The 24,415-nt window shown below is 69.6% G+C and carries 9 protein-coding genes; 3 read left to right on the top strand and 6 right to left on the bottom strand.

Annotated features, from left to right (window positions below; translation table 11 throughout):
* Positions 1 to 59: 59 nt before the first annotated feature.
* The 6 genes from JS533_RS03260 to JS533_RS03235 all read right to left on the bottom strand — a co-directional run bounded on the left by JS533_RS03260 (position 60) and on the right by JS533_RS03235 (position 14,814).
* Complete coding sequence (locus JS533_RS03260) at positions 60 to 2,117, bottom strand: ribonuclease J (RefSeq protein ID WP_241513099.1); 2,058 nt, start codon at positions 2,115 to 2,117, stop codon at positions 60 to 62.
* Between the two features lie 154 nt (positions 2,118 to 2,271).
* Positions 2,272 to 3,162 (bottom strand): 4-hydroxy-tetrahydrodipicolinate synthase, encoded by an 891-nt coding sequence (gene dapA, locus JS533_RS03255; RefSeq protein WP_420838613.1) that lies wholly within the window; start codon positions 3,160 to 3,162, stop codon positions 2,272 to 2,274.
* Between the two features lie 63 nt (positions 3,163 to 3,225).
* Complete coding sequence (dapB, locus tag JS533_RS03250; RefSeq protein WP_241513097.1) at positions 3,226 to 3,978, bottom strand: 4-hydroxy-tetrahydrodipicolinate reductase; 753 nt, start codon at positions 3,976 to 3,978, stop codon at positions 3,226 to 3,228.
* A 237-nt stretch (positions 3,979 to 4,215) separates the two neighbouring features.
* Positions 4,216 to 8,262 (bottom strand): ATP-dependent helicase, encoded by a 4,047-nt coding sequence (locus JS533_RS03245; protein WP_241513096.1) that lies wholly within the window; start codon positions 8,260 to 8,262, stop codon positions 4,216 to 4,218.
* Positions 8,259 to 12,482, bottom strand: coding sequence for a PD-(D/E)XK nuclease family protein (locus tag JS533_RS03240; RefSeq protein WP_241513095.1), 4,224 nt, complete (start codon positions 12,480 to 12,482; stop codon positions 8,259 to 8,261). The genes JS533_RS03245 and JS533_RS03240 overlap by 4 nt, the downstream gene beginning before the upstream one ends.
* 178 nt (positions 12,483 to 12,660) lie before the next feature.
* A complete protein-coding gene (locus tag JS533_RS03235) occupies positions 12,661 to 14,814 on the bottom strand; it encodes a glycoside hydrolase family 127 protein (RefSeq protein ID WP_241513094.1) in 2,154 nt (717 codons plus the stop codon).
* A 447-nt stretch (positions 14,815 to 15,261) separates the two neighbouring features.
* Here JS533_RS03235 and JS533_RS03230 point away from each other — a divergent pair, with 447 nt between their 5' ends.
* Genes JS533_RS03230 through JS533_RS03220 form a run of 3 tightly spaced genes read left to right on the top strand, consistent with a single transcriptional unit; the run spans position 15,262 to position 24,325 of the window.
* Entirely contained in the window at positions 15,262 to 16,857 is a 1,596-nt protein-coding gene (locus tag JS533_RS03230; RefSeq protein ID WP_241513093.1) for a serine/threonine-protein kinase, read from the top strand.
* Between the two features lie 23 nt (positions 16,858 to 16,880).
* Positions 16,881 to 23,069, top strand: a complete 6,189-nt coding sequence (locus JS533_RS03225; RefSeq protein ID WP_241513092.1) for an Ig-like domain-containing protein — start codon at positions 16,881 to 16,883, stop codon at positions 23,067 to 23,069.
* A 2-nt stretch (positions 23,070 to 23,071) separates the two neighbouring features.
* Positions 23,072 to 24,325, top strand: a complete 1,254-nt coding sequence (locus tag JS533_RS03220) for an AAA family ATPase (RefSeq protein ID WP_241513091.1) — start codon at positions 23,072 to 23,074, stop codon at positions 24,323 to 24,325.
* Positions 24,326 to 24,415 lie beyond the last annotated feature (90 nt).

The raw sequence follows: 24,415 nt of genomic DNA, 5'->3' as shown, positions 1-24,415 counted from the left end.
GAGGCGGCGTGATCGGTTGTGCCGGTCACGCCGCCTCGATTTGTGCAAAATGCGGAAAACTACTGTTCGATCAGGTCGGTGGCGATGTCCGCCACGACCGGCACGATCATCGGCTTGCGGTGCAGCTGGCGAGCGACCCAGCCGCCGAGCGTGCGGCGCATGATCTGCTGCAGCTTGTACGTGTCCTTCGTGCCGCTCATCATCGCGTCGTTGAGCTGTTCGACGATCTGGTGACGGACCTTGTCGAACTCGCTTTCGTCCTCGGCCACGGCGTTCAGGTAGATCTTCGGACCGGAGACGACCTCGCGCGCGTCGGTGTCGACCACGACGAAGCTGGACACGAAGCCCTCGGTGCCGAGGATGCGGCGCTTCTCGAGCTCCTCGTCGGTCAGTTCGCCGATCGAATCGCCGTCGACGTACACGTAGCCGCACGGCACGGAGCCGACGACCGCGGCCTTGCCGTGGTACAGGTCGACCACGTCGCCGTCCTCGGCGAGCACGACGTTGTCCGGGTTCACGCCGGTCTTGACGGCGATCAGGCCGTTGGCGACCAGGTGGCGGTTCTCGCCGTGGATCGGCATCGCGCACTTGGGCTTGACGATGTTGTACATGTACAGCAGCTCGCCCTCGTTGCAGTGGCCGGAGACGTGCACGGCGGCGTTGTCGCGGTTGACGACGCGCGCGCCGAGCTGGACGAGCTTGTTGATGACCTTGTACACCTCGTGCTCGTTGCCCGGGATCAGGGAGCTGGCGAGGATGACCGTGTCGAACTCGTTGATGGTGATGTCGCGGTGGTTGCCGTCGGCGATGCGGCCGAGCGCGGCCATCGGCTCGCCCTGGGAGCCGGTGCACATGTAGACGATCTTGTCGTCCTGCACGTCGTGCGCCTGCTTGAGGTCGATGACGGTGTCCTCCGGCAGGTGCAGGTAGCCGAGGTCGGCGGCGATGGACATGTTGCGCACCATCGAACGGCCGACGAAGACGACCTTGCGGCCGTACTTGTGGGCGGTGTCGACGACCTGCTGGACGCGGTGGACGTGCGACGAGAAGCTCGCGACGATGATCTTGCGGCTGGCCTGCGCGAACGCCTGGTCGAGCGCCGGGCCGATCGACGTCTCCGGCTTGACGAAGCCGGGCACCTCGGCGTTGGTGGAATCCATCATGAGCAGGTCGACGCCCTGCTCGCCGATCTTGCCGAACTCGACGAGGTCGGTGATGCGGTGGTCGAGCGGCAGCTGGTCGAGCTTGATGTCGCCGGTGTCGATGAGCGTGCCGGCCGGGGTCTTGACGTACACGGCGAGCGCGTCCGGGATCGAGTGCGTCACGTTGATGAACTCGAGCTGGTAGGGGCCGACCTTCATCTTGTCGCGGCCGGTGACCGGCACCATGGTCGGATGCTGGTTGTGCTCCTTGCACTTGGCCTCCACGAACGCGAGGGTGAGCTTGGAGCCGATGAGCGGGATGTCCGGGCGGAGCTTCAACAGGTACGGCACGCCGCCGATGTGGTCCTCGTGGCCGTGGGTGAGCACGAGCGCCTCGACCTTGTCGAGACGGTCCTTGATGTAGTCGAAGTCCGGCAGGATCAGGTCGACGCCCGGCTGCTCCTCTTCGGGGAAGAGTACGCCGCAGTCGATGAGCAGCAGGTGGCCGTTGTATTCGATGACGTTCATGTTGCGGCCGATTTCGCCGAGGCCGCCGAGCGGCACGATGCGCAGCGAGCCCTTGCGGTACTTCGGGGGCGCGATGAGCACGGCGTCCTGCTGGGGCGCGGTGGCGGGCTGTCCGCCGCGGGAGATGCGGCGCGGGCCGGACGAGCGGCGGCTGGAATCGGAGCGTTCGCCGCGCTCGGAACGGGAGCGGGACGACTTGCGCGGGGCCTTGCCTTCGGCCTTGTCCCCGGACTTGCCGGAGCGGCGGGTGCGGCCGGACTTGCCGGCCTTCTTGTCGGCCGGCTCGGCCGCGCCGTCGCCGGTCCCGCGTGCGTCCAGGCCGTCAAGCAGGTCGACGGCGGCCTGCGCGGCCGCGATCTGCTCGCTTTCGGTCTGGTTCTGGGCTGCGGCGCGCTTGGTGGAGCGCCTGCGTGTGGTGTTCTGTGATGTTTCTTGTTCTGTAACCATTTCCTAGTTGGATTTCCATTGTTTGGTGTTCCCGCCTGTGCTGGGAACGACGTATGGTGGCGGCGTGGCGGCGCCGGGACCGCATGCGGACCGGGCCCGTGGCGCCCCCGCGCAACGGGCCGGGCCTGCGCCGGATCGGACGGGCGGCCGGGGCCTACAGCAGCCCGGAGGCGCGCATGCCGTTTTCGGCGCGCGAGAACTCGCTGGGGCCCGGGCCCACGTTCGGCAGTCGCATGGTGGTGTCGTCGAGCACGCCGCGCACCTTGAGCGCGGCCTTGGCCATGACGGCCTGGAAGCCGTTGCCGTTCATCGCCTCGACGAGCGGGGCGAGCTGCACGGCGATGCGCTGCGCCTCGTGGATGTCGCCGCGGTCGAAGGCGGCGGCGAGGTCGCGCATGGGGCCGGCGGCCGCGTGGGCGATCACGGAGATGATGCCGACCGCGCCGACCGACAGGAACGGCAGGAAGAGGCCGTCGTCGCCGGAATACCAAGTCAGACCGGTCTCCATGCGCTTGCGCACGGCGCCGGCGATGTCGCCGGTGGCGTCCTTGACGGCCGCGACGTGGTCGAGTTCGGCCATGCGGCAGTATGTTTCGAGCTGGATGTGCAGGCCGGTGCGGCCGGGCACGTCGTAGATGATGATCGGCTTGTCGGCCGAGTCGTTAACCGCCTTGTAGTGGCGGTAGACGCCCTCCTGCGAGGGACGCGAATAATAGGGGGCGACGACGAGCACCGCGTCGGCGCCGGCCTCCTGGGTCTGTTCGACCATGCGCACGGTGTGCGCGGTGTCGTTGGAGCCCGCGCCGGAGATGATCGGCACGTCGACGACCTCGCGCACGGCGCGCACGAGGTCGACCTTCTCGTCCATGTGCGTGGTCGGCGACTCGCCGGTGGTGCCGTTGACGACGATGCCGTCCGCACCATCTTCGACCAGTTGCCTGGCGACGGTCTGGGCCGCCTCGAAATCGACGGAGCCGTCGGCTCGCATCGGGGTGATCATGGCAGGCAGGATGCGGCCGAACGGGGCCGGATCAAGAAGATGCATCGTCTCAGTCATACGGCTTACGGTACTTCTCGGCCGGGACGCTGGATCCCGGCCGGAAGGCTCCTACAGGTCGAGGAAATGATCGAGGCCGACCGTGAGGCCGGGGAACGCGCCGGAGGCGACCTTGCGCACGGCGAGGAGCACGCCCGGCATGAAGCTGATGCGGTCGAAGCTGTCGGCGCGGATGGTCAGCTGCTCGCCGGCGTTGCCGAAGAGCACCTCCTCGTGCGCGTTGAGGCCGCGCAGGCGCACCGCGTGCACGTGCACGCCGTCGACGACCTGCCCGCGCGAGCCGCCGTCGGTTTCGGTGGCGTCGGGCATGTCGCCCAGGCCTGCCGCACGGCGGGCCTCGCCGATGGCCTGGGCGGTGTGGATGGCCGTGCCGGAGGGCGCGTCCACCTTGGTCGGATGATGCAGTTCGATCACTTCGGCGGATTCGAAGTAGGGGGCCGCGACCTTGGCGAAGTGGTCGGCGAGCACGGCGGAGATCGCGAAGTTCGGCGCGATGAACACGCTCTGGCCTTCGCGCGGGGCTTCGGCGAGCGCCGCACGCACCTGGTCGAGCTTGTCGTCGGTCCAGCCGGTGGTGCCGACGACCACGTCGACGCCCTGCTTCACCAGCGCGAGCACGTTGCCGAGCGACACGCTCGGCACGGTGAATTCGACGACCACGTCGGTGTTGTCCGGCGTGATCGCGGTCAGATCGTCGCCCGCGTCGAGCGCGAGCGCGAGCTGTGCGTCCGCCGCGCCGTTCACCGCTTCGACGACGTGCGATCCCATGCGTCCCTTGGCTCCCACCACCGAAACCCTGATCATGTGTGTCCTCCTTGTGTATGCGCCTGTGTGCGTGCCTGTGCGTCCGCGCCCACGTCCCTGCCGGGGCGGATGGGGCGTAGGCGACGGCCGTTCTCGTCCAGACCCATCGTATCGTCCGTGCGGCCGGCGCCGGCCGGAATCGCGGCGCCATGTCCGAATACAGGACGGAGCATCGGCACGTCGCCGTCAAATCGGGGCGGGCGCCCCGGCCCGCGGCCGGACATGGTCCCGTGTCCGTCAGTCGTCGTCGGACCCCTCGGGCACGCCGGCATCGCGCAGTTCGGCGAGGATCTGAGCCTCGGTCTTGTCCCGTGCATGCAGTTCGCGCCGCGTCTCGTCCGGCTCGCGCAGGTAGTACAGGGTCGCGTCGATGCTTTCGAGCGAGATCCGTTCGATGTAGGACAGCAGCAGACGGTACCAGTCGAGCTGCACGAGCCTGCGTTCGACGTCGCCCGGTTTGACCGGCCGGCGACCGGTCTTCCAGTCGACGATCGTATACCGTTTGCCGTCCGTCTCCCCGGCGAGACCGCCGCGGAAGACCGCGTCGAGCTTGCCGTTGACGATCACGTCGCCGATGCCCGGTATGGCGGCGACGATCTGCCGTTCGGCCCATGCCGGGCGCCGTGCGGCCCAGCGTGATTCGACGAGCCGGCGCTGCCATACGGCAAGGTCGCGCTCCTTGGCGGGCACCGTCTCCCCGTCGGCTTCGCGCTCGCGGATCGCCCGTTCGCGTGCGGCGAGGTCGTCGATCATCGCCTCGCGCGTGACCGGGGCCGGCGCCGTGCCGAAGGCGGGTCCGTCGTCGGAGCCGTCGGACGGTCCGGCGTCCACGACGTCGGCCGCCTCGTCCGCCCAGGCGTTGACGAACCGTTCGGCCCATGCGTGGAAGAGGGTGCCCGTCTCGGCCAGCGGCGAGGCGACCCGCGGGATGGGCCGGACGATGCCGCGCCACGTCTGGCGGCGTTCGCTCGCGCCGAGCCGGCCGCTGCGGGCCTGCAGCGCGGTGACGGACTGTCTGCCGCCTCCCAGGACGCGCATGGCCCGTTCGTGTACGGATTCGTCGAGCTGGCTCGCGTCGTCGAATTCTTGCGGCATCAGGTCAGGGTCCGCGACCAGCATCGCCGCACGGCCCGCCAGCGAATCCCGATCCGGGATGCCGCCGTCCGCACGACCGTCCTCTCCCGCACCGAGGACGCCGCCGTGGGCTTCGACGGCGTGGACCAGCCGTTCGACCACATGGTCGGACAGTTCGGCCGGCCATGGCAGACTCGCGTGGTCGTCGCGCCGTTCAAGCGGTGCGGACCATGCCTCCTCGACCACGGCGCGCTCGTAGTCGGCGGCCTGCTCGCCGACGAAGAACCCGTCCGGACGTTCCGCGCCGATGTCGTCGAGCGACGGCGTGGACGATGCCGCGACGGCCGATGCCGGCTCGCTCCCTTTCCCCTCCCCGACCGCCGTCAGGTCGGCGTGATGGCACAGCGAGTCGCGCACTTCGGTCCAGAACACGGACGGCTTGGACTCGTTCGGCCTGCGGCCGGGACGTTCCAGCGTCGGTCGCGGGTCGCGGTCGGCGCTCGGGTAGCGGCTGTATGTCAGCAGTGCGTCGTGGCGGGCCCGGGTGAGCGCCACATAGGCGAGGCGGCGTTCGTCGGCGAGCAGCCGGCGGCCGTATTCCTCGGCCTGGGTCAGATACCAGCCGTCAGAGTCGACCGCGTCCATGTCGTCGCCGATGTCCTTGCCGCGCAGGTCGCCGTAGATCTCGTCGTCGACCACTTCGACGTCGTCGAGCATGGCGAGCGAGTCCTGTGGATCGGCCCCGGGTTCGGCGTCATGGGGGAAGCGCGGCAGGATGCCGGCGTCGACGCGCACGGGCACGGGCACCGCGGCCGGATCGTCGAGCCATGTCGCCACCGTGGTCCGGTATTCGGGCGGGGTCCATGAACCGGAGTCCATGCCGCCGGCATGATCCTCGTCGGGGGTGATGCGCAGCCGTCCCTTGACGCTGGGGAACGTGCCGGCGGCCATGCCGGCCACGGCGACGGCATCCCATTCGAGCCCCTTGGACTGGTGGATGGTCATGAGCACCACGTCGGCCGGGGTGTCCGGCGTGGCCGCGGTCTCCTCCTCGATGGAGGCCAGCGAGTCCGTCCATGCCATGAAGCCGCGCAGGTTCGGCGTGCCTCCTTCCACGATTTCGCGCGTGTACGTGTCCACGAGCGCGACGATCGCGTCCACGCCGGTGCGGGCCGCGGCCGGGTCCACGGGACGGTCCGGGTGCGCGACGGCCTGTGCCACGATCATGTCGATGTCGAGTTCCAGCGCACGCACGGCGGTTTCGATCACCTCCGTCAGCGGATGGTTCGCCGCGGCCTGTACGGTGCGCAGCGCGGTGCCGGCGCGCACGATCGCGGCCTTCGCCCGTTCGCCGAGCCGCGGCTCGCCGTCGGCCAGTCGGGCCAGATCGCCGCGTCCGAGCAGGTCGGCGAGGAAGACGGCGTGCGGCACGCGGTCGCGGTATGCGCGGACCGCCTCGGCGACGCGGGCGGATACGGAGGCGTCCGTCGTGGGGAATGCGTCGTCGCCGTCGTCCAACCCGTCCTCGGCAAGTCCGGCCTCGACCAGAGACCGGTAGCGCGCCTGCGTGTCCAATCGTTCGGCCAGCCGTGCCAGCACGGCCAGGTCGTCGGCCTCCAGCCCGTAGCGGGGCGTGGCGAGCAGCCGCATCAGCGCGTTCGTGTCGGTATGGTCGGCCGCCGCGTGGAGCAGGGCGAGCAGGTCGCGCACGTCGGGGCGTTCCAGCAACGCCGAATAGCCGACGACCAGCGTGGTCAGCCCGGCGCGTTCGAGTCCCTGCGCGAATTCGGCCATGTGGGTTTTGGCCCGGAAGAGCACCGCCACATGCGGTTTGCCGTCCGCTGGCGCCGGCTTGCCGGCATCGTGCCCGTACCGGGCGATCGCCCGCTTGGCGAACCGTGCCACCGCGTCGATCTCCTGTCCGAACGTGGTCAGGCCGAGCACGCCGACCGTGCCCGCGGGCGCGTCGTCCATGGCGGAGAGCGGCGCGACGTCCACTTCGCGCATGAGCGAGCTGCCGGCGCGGCGCGGCGGGATGCGCAGCGGCGCGGTCAGGTTGTTGGCCGCCTCGAGCACGATGCGCGAATTGCGGCGGGTCACGCTCAGCGGATACGGCCGGGCGGCTTCTCCCATGGCGAAATCATGCTGGAACATGCGGAACGCGCCGGGGCTGGCGCCTCGCCATGCGTAGATCGACTGGAAGGGGTCGCCGACCGCGTTCACCGAGGAACGTCCGCCGTCTTGGGCATGGAACAGCGCGGCGAGCAGCATGGCCTGCGTGGTGGACGTGTCCTGGTACTCGTCGAGGAGCACATGCGTGTACCGCCGGCGGTACCGTTCGCCGATCGAGGGGAACCGGGAGACGAGCTGGTAGGCGGCCACGGTGAAGTCGCTGAATTCCGCCATGTTCTGGCGTCGTTTCTCGCGCTCGTACTCCTCGACCAGCGTGAGCAGCGTGTCGCGGCGGCGAGCCGTGTCCCGCAATGCGGCGCAGCGCCACACGCACAGCTCGTGCAGCCGGGCGCGGTAGTCGTCCCGCTTGGCCGCATACTGCGCGTCGGTGTCCTTTTTGGCCCGGCGCGGCGCCTTGGGTTTCGGCTCCTCGTCCGGCACCGGCGCGTTCCCGATCGCCTCGTCGAGCCGGCGGACGAATCCGGCGTCCCATGCGCGGATGCGCCCGATCGCCTCGTCGACGCTTGCGGTCCCCCCGCCGATCATCGCGTTGCCGATCGCATGCGACAGGTCGAGCATCTTGCCGACCACGGCGTTGAACGACCCCCAGTCGTCGGCGAGCAGCAGGTCGGTGTGGCGCCCCGCCACGGTGGAGGCGAGCTGGATCGCGCCGGCCTCGCTCAATGGCTGCGTGTTCTGGTCGAAGCCGACCAGCAGGCCGTATTGGCACACGATCGATTGGAAGAACGCATCGTAGGTGGACACCTCCGGTTTGAGGAACGCGCCGCGGCCATCCGCGTCCGTGCCGGCCACGGCGGCCGAGACGCGGTTGAGCAGTTCGCTGGCGGCCTTGCGTGTGAAGGTGAGTCCGAGGATGCGTTCCGGTCTCACGCCCCGTTCGATCAGGCCGATGATGCGACGGGTCATGGTGTAGGTCTTGCCGCTGCCCGCGCCCGCGACGACGAGCACGTCGGCGTCGGTGGGGGCCGAGATGACCTCGGCCTGTTCGGGACTGTCGGTGAACGTGGTCTCGCTCATGCCTGCCTCGTTTCGAAGATGGTGTCGATACGGCCCGCGCATGCCGGGCATGCCGCCTTCATGCGGCAGAACCTCATATGCGCGGCCTGCGGATGGACGGTCAGATGCTCGCTGCGGCTGGCGGCCGCCGCGTAGAAGACGCGGGCGATCATGGTCAGCGCCCATACCGCCTGCGTGCCGCGCAGGGCGAGGAAACGCTCCCAGGTGCGGGCGTCCACGCCCTGCGGCGGATCCGCGGGCAGCTCGGGCACGTCGGCCAGCTTCGCCGGATCCTTGTAGAAGTATCGCGGCGTGAATGGCGTGTCGTTGAGCCGGCCGTCGTGGAACAGCGCCGGCTGGTACAGGCTTTCCTGACCGTAGCTTTGCGCGGGCGCGGCATTGGCGGAGACGTGGAACAGGCAGCTTTGCGCGATGCGCGGCATGGCCCGCAACGCCTCTCCCCCGCGTTGCCCGCCTTCGGGGAAGGCGAGGCCCAGCTGGTAGCACACGAGCTGCAGGTCGTTGAACACGGCCTGCGTGGAGGGCACGGCGCCGGTCTTGTAGTCGATGAGCCGCACACGGCGAGAGCCGTCCGGCATGATGCGGTGCTCCATCCGGTCCATGCGCCCGGTCAGGCGCACCGTGAGCCCCTCGCTCATCGCCTCCGGCCATCCGCCGACCAGTGTCCCCATGATGGCGGCCAGCTCGACCGGATCGACCGGATCGACGTCTTCCATCGCGTTGTAGGCGGCCGCGATGTCGGCAAGGTCGAACAGCGCCGCGAATGAGCGTTCGCATTCGGCCGATTCGAGCGTGCCGACGGTGAAGTTCGCCGTGTTGCCGACCGGGTATCCGGCGTCGTTCGACGAGACGAAATAGCTGGCGATCCGCCCGAACACGGCTTCGGCGGTGGCGTCCTTGCGGGCGGCGTCGTACCGGTCCTCCGGACGGGCGATGACGGCCGGGTCCGTTCTGAGCGACCGGTAGAGATCCATCATGTCGTCGCGCACCCGCTCCATACGGGATTCGGCCGGCTGGGACGCGTAGGCGTCCGGCAGGTCGAGTCCCGCGGCGCTGGCCTGTCGGGCGACCTCGTGGATGAGCGAGCCGAACGAGGTGGATGTGCTGCCGGCACGCGGCCCGGCGAAGCGGTTCTCCATCAGCCAGCACACCGGGCAGGCCCAGATGCCGTCCACGGCGGACGGCGAGAGCGTGACCGTCATGGCGCCGTCATCGTGCGCGTGCGTTGCGGGGGACCCGTCGCCTGCCGCGGCCGCACTGCTGATCCTATCCGCGACGAATGGCCAGTTGGCGGGGTCGGCTTCGGGAACGCCGCTGCCTGCGAGCAGCCGCAGCGCGGCGATCGCGTCGTCGCCGGCCGGGGAGCCGTCCGGTTCGACGGCGAGCGCCACGCGCGCCGCGGCGACGAGCCCGCGCGTGGTCATGTCGAGTCCGGAATACAGGTCGCCCTGGCCGACGTTCATGTATGGCAGCCGCGATTGCGGCGTCGTACGGTCGAACCGTTCCGGCAGATAGACGTACAGGAAGTCGGAAGGGCTCAGATCGTCGTTGGCGACGGCGCTGATCGTGACGCGTTCGTCGGCCCGGGTGAGCGCGACGAGCAGGCTTTTCTGCTCGCCGGCCAGCACGGACGCCAGCCGGGGGTCGCCGCCGTGGGCGTGTTCGGTGTCGGCGAGTGTGCCGGTGAGCATGACGTCGGCGAGGTCCTCTCCGCCGAACATGGTGTTGCGTGCCGCGAGGTTGGGCCATACCCCCTGCTGCATGGCGGGGATCCAGACCAGCGGCCAGTGCGCGCCGGCGGATCCTGCCGGCGTGGTCAGCGTGACGGCCTGGTCGACGGGTGCGGTTTTCGCCAGCGAGTCGGCTTCGATGCGCATGCCGCGCACCTGGGCGATGAATCCGGTCAGGTCCTTGGCCGAGGCCGATCCCGAGGCGTAGTCGAACAGTCGCATCGCCGTGTCGAGCCGGTCGTTGGCGGCGCGGCCGGCATCGGTGTTGTTGAGCGCCTCGCGCTGCCAGCGTCGGGCCACGCCGCAGGAGTCCCATGCCAGGGCCAGCGCGTATTGCGGTTCCTTCGATGTCAGGTCGCGCAGCCCCGCGGCCACGGTTCCGACCAGCGACCACAGGCGCTCGAACGCGGCGGCGTGGGGGTCCTTGCCGCATGCGGCGCGCACGGCCGCGGTCACGGCGTCCGTGTCGCCGAATTCGAGCAGCAGGTAGAGCGCCTCGATGCCGAACTGCAGATCGTCGCCGGCCGCGGCTTCGGCGTCCACCAGCGCGTCGTCGGTGCTGACGCGGTCCGAGGCGCGGGCTTGCAGGACCGTGTCCCGCATGGCCCGCCATGCGCGGATCAGCCCGTTCAGCGAGCGTTCCGCGTCTCCGGCGTCCGTCGTATCGGCCGTATGATCCGGCTCCGGCGAATCCTCCGTCCGGTCCGGCAGCACGTCGGCCAGTGCGGCGAATGCGCCCATCGCGGCTTCGGCGACGGATAGTTTCGCCGGATGCCCCTCATGGTCGTTGCCGCCGCCCACGCTGATCAGCGGACAGTTCATCAGCGTGACGACGCGGGAGCGCACGTATACGGCGGCGGCCGCAAGGCTCATGTTCAGCCGGTCGGGCGTCGTCTCGCGCAGCCGTGCCAGTTCGAGCAGCGCGAAGAGGCCCTGCACGAACGGCTCGTCCTTCAGCGGACGGGTGACGGATGAGTAGCGCACGGGCACGCCGTCGCGGCGCAGCCGTTCGCCGAGCCGGCGCACGGTGGCGTTGTCATGCGCGATGACGGCCATGTCGTTCCAGTCGCGGTGTTCGGCCAGGCGTGCGGTTTTGATCTGCCAGACCACGTCCTCGACCTCGTCGCCGGCGCTGCGGTACAGCGCGGTGGCGAGGCTGCCGTCCGAGACCAGTCCCCTGTCGTCGACGGCCGTGATCGGCAGGCTGCCGGGCAGTTGCGGCAGTTTGCCGGGACGTTGCGGCAACGGCAGCGGCTCGTCCTGCGGGGAGGCGATGGACAGCGAGACGCGCGAGGCGACGAGATCGCGGAACGAACGGCCGACCGGTCCCCGGCGGCTCCCGTCCGTTCCGGCTCCGGTCTCGCAGTGGGCGGGTTTCGGATCCGCGCCCGTCGGAAGGATCCGTCGGATGCGCAGCACGGTCGCGTGCATGCGTTCATGCAGCTGGGCGAACAGGTATTCCGGGTAGGAGCCGCGGAACGTCTGCACCGATTCGTCCGGGTTGCCGGTCAGGACCAGCCGCACGTCCCTTGCGTGCAGGGCTTCGAGGAACGCGAATCCGGCGAGGGTGAGGTCCTGGCAGTCGTCGACGACGACCAGTTTCGGCAGTTCGGACGGCTCGGCGTCACGCACCGCGTTGACGCCTTCGGCCAGCAGCCGCGAGGAGTCGAGACGGTATTCTCCCGGATATGCCGCGCCGATCGCAGCCGCGTATTCGCGGCGCAGCGCGAAGGCGAGCCGCCATTGGACGTGCAGGCGCTCCGTGCGCGGCGACCATGCGGACAGTGCGCCGAGCGCCGCGGTCTCGCCGGTCTGCGATACGCCGAGCTCGTTCATGCGGGAGAGCATGTCGCGCAGCTGCTTGACGAATTCGGTGTTGACGCCGCGGGCGAATCCGCCGCCGATGGCGTCCGGATCGTCGGCCGTGCCGCGTGCGGCGTCGCCGTCGTCCCCGGTCATGACGCCGGACCAGTCGTCGACGGCGAAGTATTCGCGCAGCAGCGCGCAGGTCGGGCATGGCTCGCCGGCGCGCACATGGCCGACGTGTTTGTCGACGACGGTGCGCAGCAGGGCGTCCTGTTCCGCGCCGTTGAGCAGCTTCGGCTGCGGCAGTTCGAGCCGGGAGCGGATCGCGGCGATCAGTCGGAAGGCGATGGCGGACAGCGTGGTGACCGGCCGGGCCTGCGCCATGGGACCGGTGTCCCGGATGATCCGATCGGCGAGCAGGTCCGCGTTCTGCCGGCCGGATACGGCCATCCGGACCGTCTCCCCGCCGAAGGCGTCGATGCCGCGGCGCAACGCGTCGAGCGCGAACGTGGTTTTGCCGCTGCACGGCGGGCCGGCGACCAGCAGCGGCCGGTCGCCGTGCAGGGCGTCGTCCAGCGCGGAGTCCGGTGCGATGGCGTCGATATCCGCATCGCCGCCCTTGCGGTCGCGTTCGGCGTCCCCGTAGGCGGGCAGGCCGATGAGTTCGTAGCGTGGAGCCGTCATGTTCCCGTTCATGGGTTCCACACTAGGGTCCGGCCTGCCCGTCGTGGTGGCCCCGCACCTCCGATGATTGTCCCCCGCCGAGCGCGAGGCGACGGACCATGCCGTTCGCCTCGCGCTCGGCGGCCGTATGGACCGGGCCTCGGCGTGTCGGTTCTTATCGGACGGGTTGCATGACGGGTCAGTCGTTGAGGAAGACGGTCATTTCGTTTTCGCCGCGGTTGGCCCACGCGAAGTACGGGATGAGGGTCGCCGTGACCGGCTCGCGCTTCGCGGGCCGATACTCCGCGTACAGCGGGGCGAACGCCGGGGACTCCGCCGACGCGCCGGCCGGGACCGGCTCGCGCCACGCCGGCACCTCGAGCCTGACCATGTCACGGGTCACATGGTCCACCTCGCCCTGACCCTGCTCGTCGATGCCCTCGGCACCCGCGTGGAACTCGAACGGCACGACCCTGACCGCGTCCGGATCCCCGAGGATCGCGTCCACGTCCGCATGCAGCAGATGCAGGTTGTCGCCATTATCCGCGCCTTCCGCGCAGAACGTGACCGGGCCGCGCACGAACGCTACCTTGCCCACATCCTCGCGCACCATCGGATTCGCCTTGAGCATGCGCACCGGCATCGCGAAACCGAACGCGACCTCATCGCCGTCACGCCACTCGCCCGACAGATACAGGTAGCCGTCACGCACCTCACGCGTCACACGACCGTCCTTCTCACCGGTCGCGACGACCGCCGCGGCGGCCGCGTCCACACGACCCGCCCAGCCCGGCAGACGCAACGCCAGCGCGAACTCGGCCGGCGCGTCCAGACGCACCGCCATCGTGCCGTCGCCCCGCCACGGCAGGTTCGCCGTCACGTCCAACGTCACCTCCGCGCCGTTCAACACGGCCTTCGCCACACCGCCCATATACAGGTGCACGAACAGCGTGGACGCATCGTCCGCCACCGTGTACGCATACTCCTGCACCGACTCGACGATGCGCGCGATGTTCGGCGGGCAGCACGCGCAGCCGAACCACTTCTGCCGCACCGGCTTGACATGCCAGACGCGATTGTCCTTATGACAGGCCTCCGGATACACCTCGAGCGGGTTCACATAGAAGAAGCTCTTGCCATCCAACGCCATGCCCGCCAGCGTCGTGTTGTACAAGGCCAGCTCCATCACATCCGCATACTCGGCCCTCGGCGCCAGCTCCAGCATGCGCCGCGCGAAGAACGCCAACGAGATCGCCGCGCACGACTCCGAATACGCCGCATCATTCGGCAGATCATAGTTGTACGAAAACGCCTCGCCATGCACCGTGCCACCAATACCACCGGTGATGTACAGCTTCTTATCCACAATATTGCGCCACAGCGTCTCGCAGGCCTTGGCCAGGCTCGGGTCGTCGGACAGCTTGGCCACGGCGGCCATGCCGGAGTACAGGTAGCCGGCACGCACCGCGTGGCCGACCGCCTCGTCCTGCTCGCGCACCGGCTTGTGGGCCTGCGCGTACGGGTAGTCGAACGACCAGTCGGTGTCGGAATAGCCGTCGCGCTTGTCGCGCTCGCCCTCGTAACGGAAGTAGTTCGGCTCGGTGCCGCGCTCGTCGACGAAGAACTTGGCGAGATCGAGGTACTTCTTCTCGCCGGTCAGGCTAGCGAGGCGGGCGAGCGCCATCTCGGCGATCTCATGGCCCGGATAGCCCTTGCACTGGCCGGGGTTCGGACCGAAATACTCGCCCACGTAGTCGGCGAAGCGTTCGGCTGCCTTGAGCAGCTTGTCCTTGCCGGTGCCCTCGTAGTACGCGATCGCGCCTTCGATGAGGTGGCCGAGGCAGTACAGTTCGTGGTGCCAGCGCAGGTTGTGGAACGCGCGGTCCATGCCGTTGAGGATGTAGTACGTGTCGAGGTAGCCGTTGTCGAGCTGGGCGGCGCACACGATGTCGATCGCGGCGTCGGCGGTCTTCTCGAGTTCGGCGTCGGGGTGCTGGGTGAGGCTGTAGCCGACGGCCTCGATCCACTTGGAGAAGTCGGTGTCCTGGAAGACGAAGCCGTAGAACTTGTCCGGATCCGGATGCGCCGGATCGTCCGGCTTGGATTCGAAGCCGCGGTACGTGTAGGCCGGCGGGACGAACTGCTTGCCTTCGGTGTCCTTGCGCGCGTTCTGCGCGGCGGCGGCCTTGAAGTTGTGCATGCAGTAGCTGGGGGCTGCGCCGGGCACGTTGTCGTTGAGCGCGTTCCACTGGAACGGGATGACGGCCGTGCGCACGAGCTCCTGTTCGGTATGCCAGAACGGGTCGGTGACGGTGACGTTCTTCAGCGGCAGCGGCTTGCTGTACTGGGTCATGGTATCTCCCTTGATGTTGCGAACCGGTTGTTTGCGGTGACGGGTTCACTGTACGGCTGCGCACGATGCCGGCAAGGTGGACTTTTCGTTGTTCGAGTGGAAAAACCGACTCTGTTTGTCCGGGGATGGTTTCCGTATGCGATTTTTCTTGGGGTTTCGCGGCCGGCATAGGGGCCTCCCCGCGATCGAAGACGCGTTGACACGATTCCCCTCGCCGCTTCGACAGTCCACCTATACCCCCTACTTATCCACATTCGTCCGGGTCTTTCACAGGGCCGGCCGTTGGAATCATTGGGATTCCGGACCATTCGACCACAGGGGCCGGAATCGGGGCGACGGACGGACGATATCGTGTATGCTCGCCTTCACCCGCCGTTCGGGCGGCGTGCGGAACGGCCCGTGCGTCTACCGGACGTCGGCGGGCCAGACAGACCGAAGGAGGTTCCCATGCAGTACGGCAATGTGGCCGGCACCATGGCCGGCAGCATGGCGCCGGCGGCGCGTCCGCCCGTCCCGGCCGCGGGCGGCGCCTCACCCGTCGGAACGGTTTCGCGTGCAAACGACGTCCCGCGAGCCGGCGGCGCCCCGTGCGACCGCCCTCCGATATTGCCGGGGTGCACGTTCGTCGGCACGATCGGCCGTGGCGGCACGGCGGACGTGCACCGGTACCGCGTGGACGGCGATGAGCGTACCGTGGCGGTCAAGGTGTCCCGTACGACGCTCGACGGCCCGGCCCGGCAGCGGATGGTCGCCGAGGCCCGGGCGCTGGCGGGTCTCGGCGGGCATCCGCATGTGCTTGCCATTCACGATGCCGGCGTGGCGGAGGACGGCCGCGGATGGCTGATGCTCGCCTATGCGCCGGGAGGCTCGTTGGGGGATCTGCTCGCCCGCCGCACGCTCGACGCCGCCCAGGTGGCCGATTGGGGAGTCCGGCTCGCCGGGGCGTTGGCCGCGGCGCACCGATTGGGCGTCGCGCATCGGGACATCAAGCCGGCGAACGTGCTGATCGACGGCGGCGGCATGCCGATGCTCGCCGATTTCGGGGTGGCGGCCGACGTGTACCGTTCCGGCGAGCGAACGGGCCATTCGGCGTTGTGGGCCGCGCCGGAGGTGACGGACGAGGGCCGTGGCGGCGACGAATCGTCCGACGTATACGCTCTGGCCGCCACGCTGTTCGCGGCGTATGCGGGCCGTTCCCCTCGGGTATGCGCGACGCCCGAACACATGCCGCCGGCCTTGGCACGTACGTTGGGCCGGGCGCTCTCCCCCGCCGCGGACGACCGTCCCGGCTCCGCCGTGGAGTTCGCCCGCGACCTGCAACGGGCGCAGCTGGGTATGGGATGCCGGATGACGCCGCTGGTCGTCGAGGGCGCATCGCCGTATCCGCATGACGTGCGTTCGCGCCTGGACACGTGGAATGACGCGCAGGATGACGCCCCAAACGGCACGCGGGACATCGTGCGGACCGCATCGCCGGCGTCCGCGCCACGCGCGCAGGCCGCACGCGTCGTGCCGTCCCGTCCGTCCCTCGCGCGGCCCCATCGATGCCGTTCCCGAAGCCGTTCGCAAGACCGTCCGCATGGCCGTCATGCCGCCTCGGGACGACGCGGCCCGTATGCGGCGATCCTGCCCATGCTGGCCATGGCCGTGACGGCCGGAACGCTGTTCGCCGCCGTCGCGGGCATGACCGCCATGCGTCTGGACCGGCCGTCCGTGATCGCGTCGTTCTCCTCCGTCGCGGCCGCGGACGACGTCGTCGCCGGAGAGCGCATCGTGCCGACGCCGGATCGCCTGTCCGGCGTGATACGGGACGGCACGGTCACGTTCACCTGGGCCAATCCCGACCCGCAGGAGGGCGATTCGTATCTGTGGTCGCCGGTGGACGACGCCGACGGACCGCAGGAGGCGGCCATGACGCAGATCGACGCCACGACGCTCACCCTGCACGGCGACGCCGCCTCGCCGTGCGTCCAGGTGAGCATCATGCGGTCCGACCGCCGCGCCTCCGCCCGGCCGGCGGTGGCCTGCGCCGTCAGACGATAGGAGTTCCCATGTCGCATCATCCAATGTTCGTTCCCCTCCGTTTCCGACGGCGGGCCGACGCTCCGCGCAGACGCCCCCGCACCGGGCGCGACCGGCTGGCGTTCCGGCTGGCGCTGTCCTGCGTGCTGGCCATCGCGGTCGCCGCGGTCTGGATGCACGCGGCGGCCAACCGTCAGGTGACGCTGGACGACGGCACAGTGTGGGTGACCTCGCTCCAGGACCGACGGATCGCACGGTTCAACGTGCGCATCGGCGAAGCGGATGCGACGCTGCCGGTGGACGCCGCACGGTTCGACGTCGCGCAGCACGGCGACGACATGCTGCTCACGGACGGGACGCAGGCCACCCGGATCGCCGCCTCGTCGCTGTCCGAAGACGGCGTCGCCGCGACGGACCCCGATATGACGACGCTGCTCGGCGCGGGCACGATCGCACTGGTCGACACGGCTTCAGGACGGGTATGGTCCGGAAGGGCGGACGAGATCAAGTCGATCGGCCCGCGATCCTCGGATCCGCAGCTCGAATTGGGCGAGGGAGGCCGCGCGGCGGTCACATACGACGGCGCGCTGTACGGATACCGGCCTCGGGACGGCGCCGTGCTGCGCATCGCCAAGCCTGGTGCGCGCGCACGACGCGTCGCCTCGATCGGGGACGGCTCCACGCCGGCCGCGAACGATTTCACCGTGGTCTGCGGCATCCCGGTCGTCTCCGTCGGCGGCGACGTGCACTGGCCGTCGGGGAACGCCTCCACCGGGGAGGATCGTCTGCTGCTGCAGGCCCCCTCCGTCGACGAGGAGCGATCATGCCGGCTCGCGGCCGCCGGACGAGACGGGCTGCATCTGATCGACCTGACCGGCCGGGACGGGGAGCCGCGTGAGACCACATCGGCGGGGGCATCGGCCGAACCGGCCCGTCCGGTGTCCGTATCCGGTTGCGTGCATGCCGCGTGGAGCCGCGCAACGGACAACTACCTGCGCGTCTGCGCCGGCGACGGCACCGTCTCCACCGCCGATCCCCACGGCGGCTTCGAGACGCTGGACACGGTCGGCGTCACGTCGGATCTGGTGTTCCGGGCCAACCACCGGCATGCGCTGCTCAACGACGTGGCCAACGGCGTCGTGTGGAACCCCGCCGATTCAACGCAGGCCATCGGCGTCCAATGGAACGTCGCAGGCGCAGACGAGTCCGAGGAGCGCGCCGGCAACGACCGCTCGACCAACGGCCAGCGCGAGTTCTCCCCCACCTGTTCGGCCGAATCGGGCGCCATCCGGGCCGTGGACGACGAGCTCGGCGCACGTGCCGGCCACATGCAGATCCTCGACGTGCTGCGCAACGACGAGCAGACCGACTGTTCGGTGCTGCGCATCGCATCCGCCGACGTGTCCGACGGATCCGCGCTCGTCGTCCGGCCGATCCTCGCCGGCCGGTATCTGCAGTTGGACGCAAGCGGCGCGAAGCCCGGAACCGAGACGATCTCCTATACGATCGACGACGGACGCGGCCAGACCTCGACGGCGACGGCGACCTTGGACCTGGTCGAAGCGGACGGAAACCATGCGCCGGCGCAGGTCGACGCGCCCATCGAATACGACGTCGAACAAGGGGCCGTCTACACGGTGAACGCGCTCGCCGGCTTTCTCGACGCGGACGGGGACCCGCTGTCGCTGGTCGCCGCGGCGCCCCACGGACAGGCGGGGGCGTCCGTATCCGCCCGGGCCGACGGGCGTCTGGTCTTCGACGCCGGCGCGATGGAGTCGGGCAGGATCGGCGTCGAGCTGATGGTGTCCGACGGCCGGGACACCTGTTTCGGCACCGTCTACTTCTCCGTGCGCCCGGCCGGCACGCTGGCGGCCACGGTGGACGCGGCAAGCGTGCAGACGACGCCGGGAACCGCCGTGCTCGTCGATCTCGAACCGCATGTGCACCCCACGTCGGCCGGTTCCGTGTCCCTCGTCGCCGCCGACGCGCCGGCCGGCACCAGCGTGACCATGGAGGCGGGGCTGTCGTTCTCGTTCTCGACCATGCGGGAAGGCACCCATTACGTGCCCTACACCGTCATGCAGGGCGACATGCCGACGGCGGGGCTGGCCCGTATCGAGGTGGCGTATGCGTCCGGGCGGACGGCGATGCCGGTGGCCGCCAACGACGTGGCGCTGCTGGGAGCCGACGGCACCGCCATCGTCGAACCGTTGTCCAACGACATCGATCCGATGGGCGGCGTGCTGAGCGTCACCTCGGTGCATGCCGACGCGGATTCCGGCATCTCCGCGGGATTGGTGGCCCACCGGCGCGTGTACCTGACCGCCCGGCGGACGCCGACGGCCCCGGTGCGGGTCATCTACACGGTGGCGAACGCCGCGGGATCGTCGACGGGCACGATCATCCTGCACCCGCCCGCCTCGTCCTCCTCCACGGCCGCCCCGACGGCCCCCGACCTCGACATGACGGTGCGCACCGGCGGCATCGCGTCGGTCGACGTCCTCGACCGCGTCCTGCACGTGGACGGCACCGACGTGACGCTGCTCGACGAGCTGCAATACGACCGGGACTCGTTCCGCGGGCTGGCGTTCGTCTCCGACGGCGGCATCCGCTATCAGGCCGGCGACGAGGCGGGCGAGTACCGGCTGGCATACACGGTGCGGGACGGTTCCGGCGCGACCGCGTCGGGAACGCTCACGATAGCCGTGCATGCCGGCGACGCGGACGGCAAGGCCGCGCCCGCGCCGCGCAACGTGGAGGCGCAGGTGGCCGCGGGGCACACGACGCAGGTCGCGATACCCCTGTCCGGCATCGACGAGGACGGCGACGACGTCGTGCTGCTCGGCCTGGGCAACACCGCCCCCTCGCTGGGCCGAGTCACCGAAGTCGGGGCGAATCATCTGACGTACGAGGCGTATGCGGATTCGGCAGGCACCGACACGTTCTCCTACGCCGTGGAGGATTGGACCGGCCAGCGCGTGCAGGCCACCGTACGAGTCGGCGTCTTCCCGGGTTCGGCGAGATCGGGCGTGGTGGCGCGGGACGACACGATAACGTTGCGGCCGGGCACCCGCGCGGCGGTGCCGGTCACCGTCAACGACATCGCCGCGGACGGCGTCGAGCTGTCGGTCGACGACCATCTCGACATGCAGGGCCTCGACGACGCGCACGTCAACGGCACGACGATCGAACTGACCGCGCCACGCGTCGCCGGCACGGCATACGTGACGTATACGGTCCGGGATCAGGCCGGACTGTGCGATACGGCGACGCTTGCCGTGACCGTCGACGACCGGGCGGCGATCGAACCGCCGGCGGCCTACGACTACCGTGTGCCGGCAACGGCGACGATCGACCGGCGCACCGTGGAGGTCGACGTCGCACAGTGGATCGCCAATCCGTCCGGTTCCGCCGACGAACTGGCGGTGTCGGTCGATCCGTCCGCCGGCGACCACGCGCGCATGGCGGGGAACGGCTCCTCCACGATCAGCATCGATCTGACCGACAGCGCGCGGGCCGTGCCCTACACGGTGACGAACACGACGCACGGCATATCCTCGACCGCGTTCGTGCACGTTCCCGCATACGGCGTCTTTCCGCCGGTTCTGCGTCCGAAAGCGCCGGCATTGTCGGTGAACGCGAAGGAGACGATCGTCATCAGCATCGCCGACCATGTGCGCGTGGGCGCGGGCAAGACGGCGTACGTCGGTTCGCCCGAACTGACGAGCGCGACGAAGTCAGACGGGGGAAGCCTGGTCGTCGACGACCAGACGCTGCGGTTCACCGCGGCAGCCGGGTATGCCGGACCGGCATCGATCACCTTCACGGCCACGGACGCGAAACCCGGCGACACGGCGAGAATCGTCAACTCCGCGGTGATCACCCTGCCGATCACGGTGATCGGGCGGCAGACGCCGGCCCCGACGTTCACCCCCGCCTCGATCGATCTGGAGGCCGGCGGGCGCCGTTCCATCGACCTGCGGGCGCTGACCACCGCCCCCGCCGGCTATGCGACGGCCGGCCGGAAGCCCGAATACTCGTATTCCGGCGGTCTGATCTCGGATACGGTGTCGGCGAACGTCGACGGGACCGGGCTGCTGTCCGTTGAGGCCGCGGACGACGCCCGGCCCGGCGACACGGTGACGGTGCCAGTGTCCGTGCACCATGCGGCCGGCGTCGTGCGGGCCGAGATGACGGTGCGCGTCACCGCGTCCACGCGCCCGACGGCACGGGTGAAGGGCATCGCCGTGCGGATCGAGTCCGGGTCGGACGTCTCGATCGATCCGCTGTCCGACGCGTACAATCCGTTCCCCGGCACGCCGTTGGAACTGGTCGGATGCGATTTGGAACCGGGTTCGTCGTTGACGGTGGACGGCTGCGACGGGTCGGGGCCGCTGTCGATCGGCGTGCCCGAAGGCACCGGCGCGATGTCCGCCGTCGTGCGGTTCACCGTCGAGGACGCCACGCATGATCCCGATCGCAGGGTGGACGGCGCGATCAACGTATCCGTGGCCGATGTGCCCGGGCCTCCGCTGCCCTCCCCCGTGTCCGGACAGCCGGAGGATGGTGCGGTCAGCCTGTCGTGGACGCCCGGCCCGGCGAACGGCAGTCCGATCGTCGAATACGCGGTGTCGTGGGACGGAGACGAACGCACGTGCGGTTCGGCGACCGTATGCCGTGTCACCGGACTGTCCAACGGGCGGCCGTACACGTTCACGATCCGCGCGCGCAACGAGGTCGGCTGGTCCGCTCCGTCGGCGGCTGTGCACGCCACGCCCGACCGGCTTCCGGCCGCGCCGGGCGAGGTCACCGTGACCGCCGGATACCATGTCGCCGTCGTGCGATGGCGGGCCCCGGACTATTCGGGCAGCGAGCCGGACGGGTATACGGTGACGCTGTCGAGTTCCGCCGGCGGGTACTCGGTCACACGGACCGTGCGCGGCCTGGACGCCACGTTCGCGGTCCCCGACGAGGCGATCACGGACGGCGCCGCGTTCCGCGCCTCGGTCTCGGCCCGGAACCGCGTGGGCGAAGGGCCTTCGGGCGTCTCCTCCGCTCCGGCCCGTCCTTGGGGAGATCCGGCTCCCATCGCCGTCTCGCTGACGTCCACGGACCGTAAGGGCGGCATGCGCGTGGCCGTGACGCTCGGCGATCTGCGCAACGCCGGATGCGGCGGCATCGCGATCAGCGGCGGGACCACGGCTTCGCTGGACTGTTCGTCGCCTTCCGTCTCGTTCACGGCGGACCGATCCCAGCTGGGACGGCGTCTGCATGTCGTCGCCACCCTCGCCCCCGCCGCCCCGGGAGCCTCCCCGACGAGCGCGACCAGCGCGGATGTGGTCGTCGGCTACGACGTCGAGGCACCGTCCTCGCCGTCGTTCTCCTGCAAGGACGCCGTCTGCACGGCCTCATGGACGACGAAGGGCGCCTTCGATGCCTTCGCGGTGTCGGCGTCGGGCTTTCCCGAGCAGGTGGTCGAGGGCCCTTCCGCGGCGTTCACGCTGCAGCCTTGGCAGACGTTCTCCGGATTCCGTGTCCGTCAGATGCTCAACGGCATGTCGGGCCCGGAGGCCGAGAGCGGAGGACAGCCGTACGTTCATCGGGTGAAGGCGGTCATCGAGCTGCCCGTCAATGTGTCGTGGAGCGCCGACACCGCCGATCTCATCGACGTCAATGGAGGCGGCGTCAAGGCGTGGGGGCGCGACGTGTCCGCATACATGGTGGTCACGCCGGAGGACGGGCCCTCCTGCATGATGCGCTGGAACGGCGGCAGCCAGAAGCTGGATGCGTCGAGATGCCGCATCGGCCAGGCGGCATCGTATGCGTGGGCGGTCCGTGTCATGTCCAATGTCGGGGAGACCGGCATCGAGCACGAGGAACGCGGCGGATTCGTGCAGGGGTTCCGCGTGGGCTCCGGCAAGGAGGAACCGGAAGGCCCGGGCGATAAGGATGACAAGGACGACAAGGACGAGACGGAGGACAAGGAGGGGAAGAACGAGACGGAGGAAACGGAAGGCGGAAGCGGCACCGCCGGCAAGGGTGACGGCGACGGCGACCGGGAAACCGCCGAAGGCGGCCAGGGAACCGTTGAGGGCGGAGGGGACGGGGACCGGAACGAAACGTCCGGCATGCCGTCCGCCGGACTGGCCGCGGCGGCCACGCCAGCATTCTCCGTGCCGACGTTCAGCGAATCCGTGATCCAGCACGCACGGGACCAGCCAGCAAAGGAGTGACCATGGGCATCGATCCCCCATTCGACGACATGACGTGTCTGTCCGATCAGACGCGACTGTCCGCCATGCCATCAGCGGAGCATGCGGGAGGCGGCGTTCCGGCCGTCGCGGCGTTCGCGCCGCCCGACGACACGATCGTCGGCACCTCGCCCGTGGCACGACCCGGCACGCAGGCGGACACGCGTCCCGGCGTACGGCCGACGGCGTTGCGGAACGTCCGGGCCAACGGCGCGTCGCCGCGTCCGGCCGCATCCCGCGATCCGGCTCGTGCCACGGCGGCCATGCCACGGCACGGCGGCATGTCCCGGTTCGAGGAATCGTTCCGCCTGCTGACCGACGCCATCGCCGAGGCGCTGGTGGGCAAGCCGGAACCGGTACGCCTGTGCGTCACCGCATTGCTGGCCGGAGGTCATGTGCTGATCGAGGACGAGCCGGGCACCGGCAAGACGCAGCTGGCGCGCGCACTGGCGCATGCGATCCGGGTGCCGTTCAAACGCATCCAGTTCACGCCGGATCTGCTGCCGTCTGACATCACCGGCGTCACTTTGTATGACGGAGCGAACGGCACGTTCTCGTTCAGACCGGGGCCGGTGTTCGCATCGGTGGTGCTGGCCGACGAGATCAACCGGGCGTCGCCGAAAACGCAGTCCGCGCTGCTGGAGGTCATGGAGGAGCGCCAGGTCACCGTGGACGGGACGTCGCATGCCGTGCCCGACCCGTTTCTGGTGGTGGCCACGCAGAATCCCTCCGATCAGCTGGGCACCTACGGTTTGCCGGAGGCGCAGATGGACCGGTTCCTGATCCGCACGTCGATCGGGCATCCGGGGCATGAGGCCGGCCTCGGCATTCTTCGTCAGATGGATGTCGAGGATCGGGCCGGCGAAGTGCGGCCGGTATGGACCGCGGCCGACGTGGCCGACATGAGGTCCGCCGCCCGACGGGTGCATGTGGAGGACAGCCTGCTCGAATACGCCATGCGGCTGGTCGAGTCGGCCCGCCGTTGCGAGCAGGTCGTATCCGGCCCGTCCACGAGGGGCGCGGTGGCGCTGGTCCGATGCGCACGCATCCGGGCCGCGTCCGAGGGTCGGTCCTATGTGCTGCCCGACGATGTCCGGGATCTGACGGTCCCGGTGCTGGCCCATCGTCTGGTGATGTCGTCCAAGGCCCTGTTCGAAGGGTTGACCGCACAGTCGGTCGTCGAACGCGTGCTCGAGGACGTTCCGGTGCCGTCGTCGCGGCTGGCGGCCGGACTGTGACCGGTTTTGCCGAGCGACTTGCCGATCCGGCCTGTCCGTGACCGGATCGCCGCATCGCGACGGCATGTCCCGATGGTCGTTCCCTGATGT

Source organism: Bifidobacterium amazonense, assembly GCF_018555435.2.
In the GTDB taxonomy this organism is placed as follows: domain Bacteria; phylum Actinomycetota; class Actinomycetes; order Actinomycetales; family Bifidobacteriaceae; genus Bifidobacterium; species Bifidobacterium amazonense.
The sequence above is the reverse complement of the archived record's forward strand: the minus strand, read 5'-3'. Positions and strand labels throughout refer to the sequence as shown.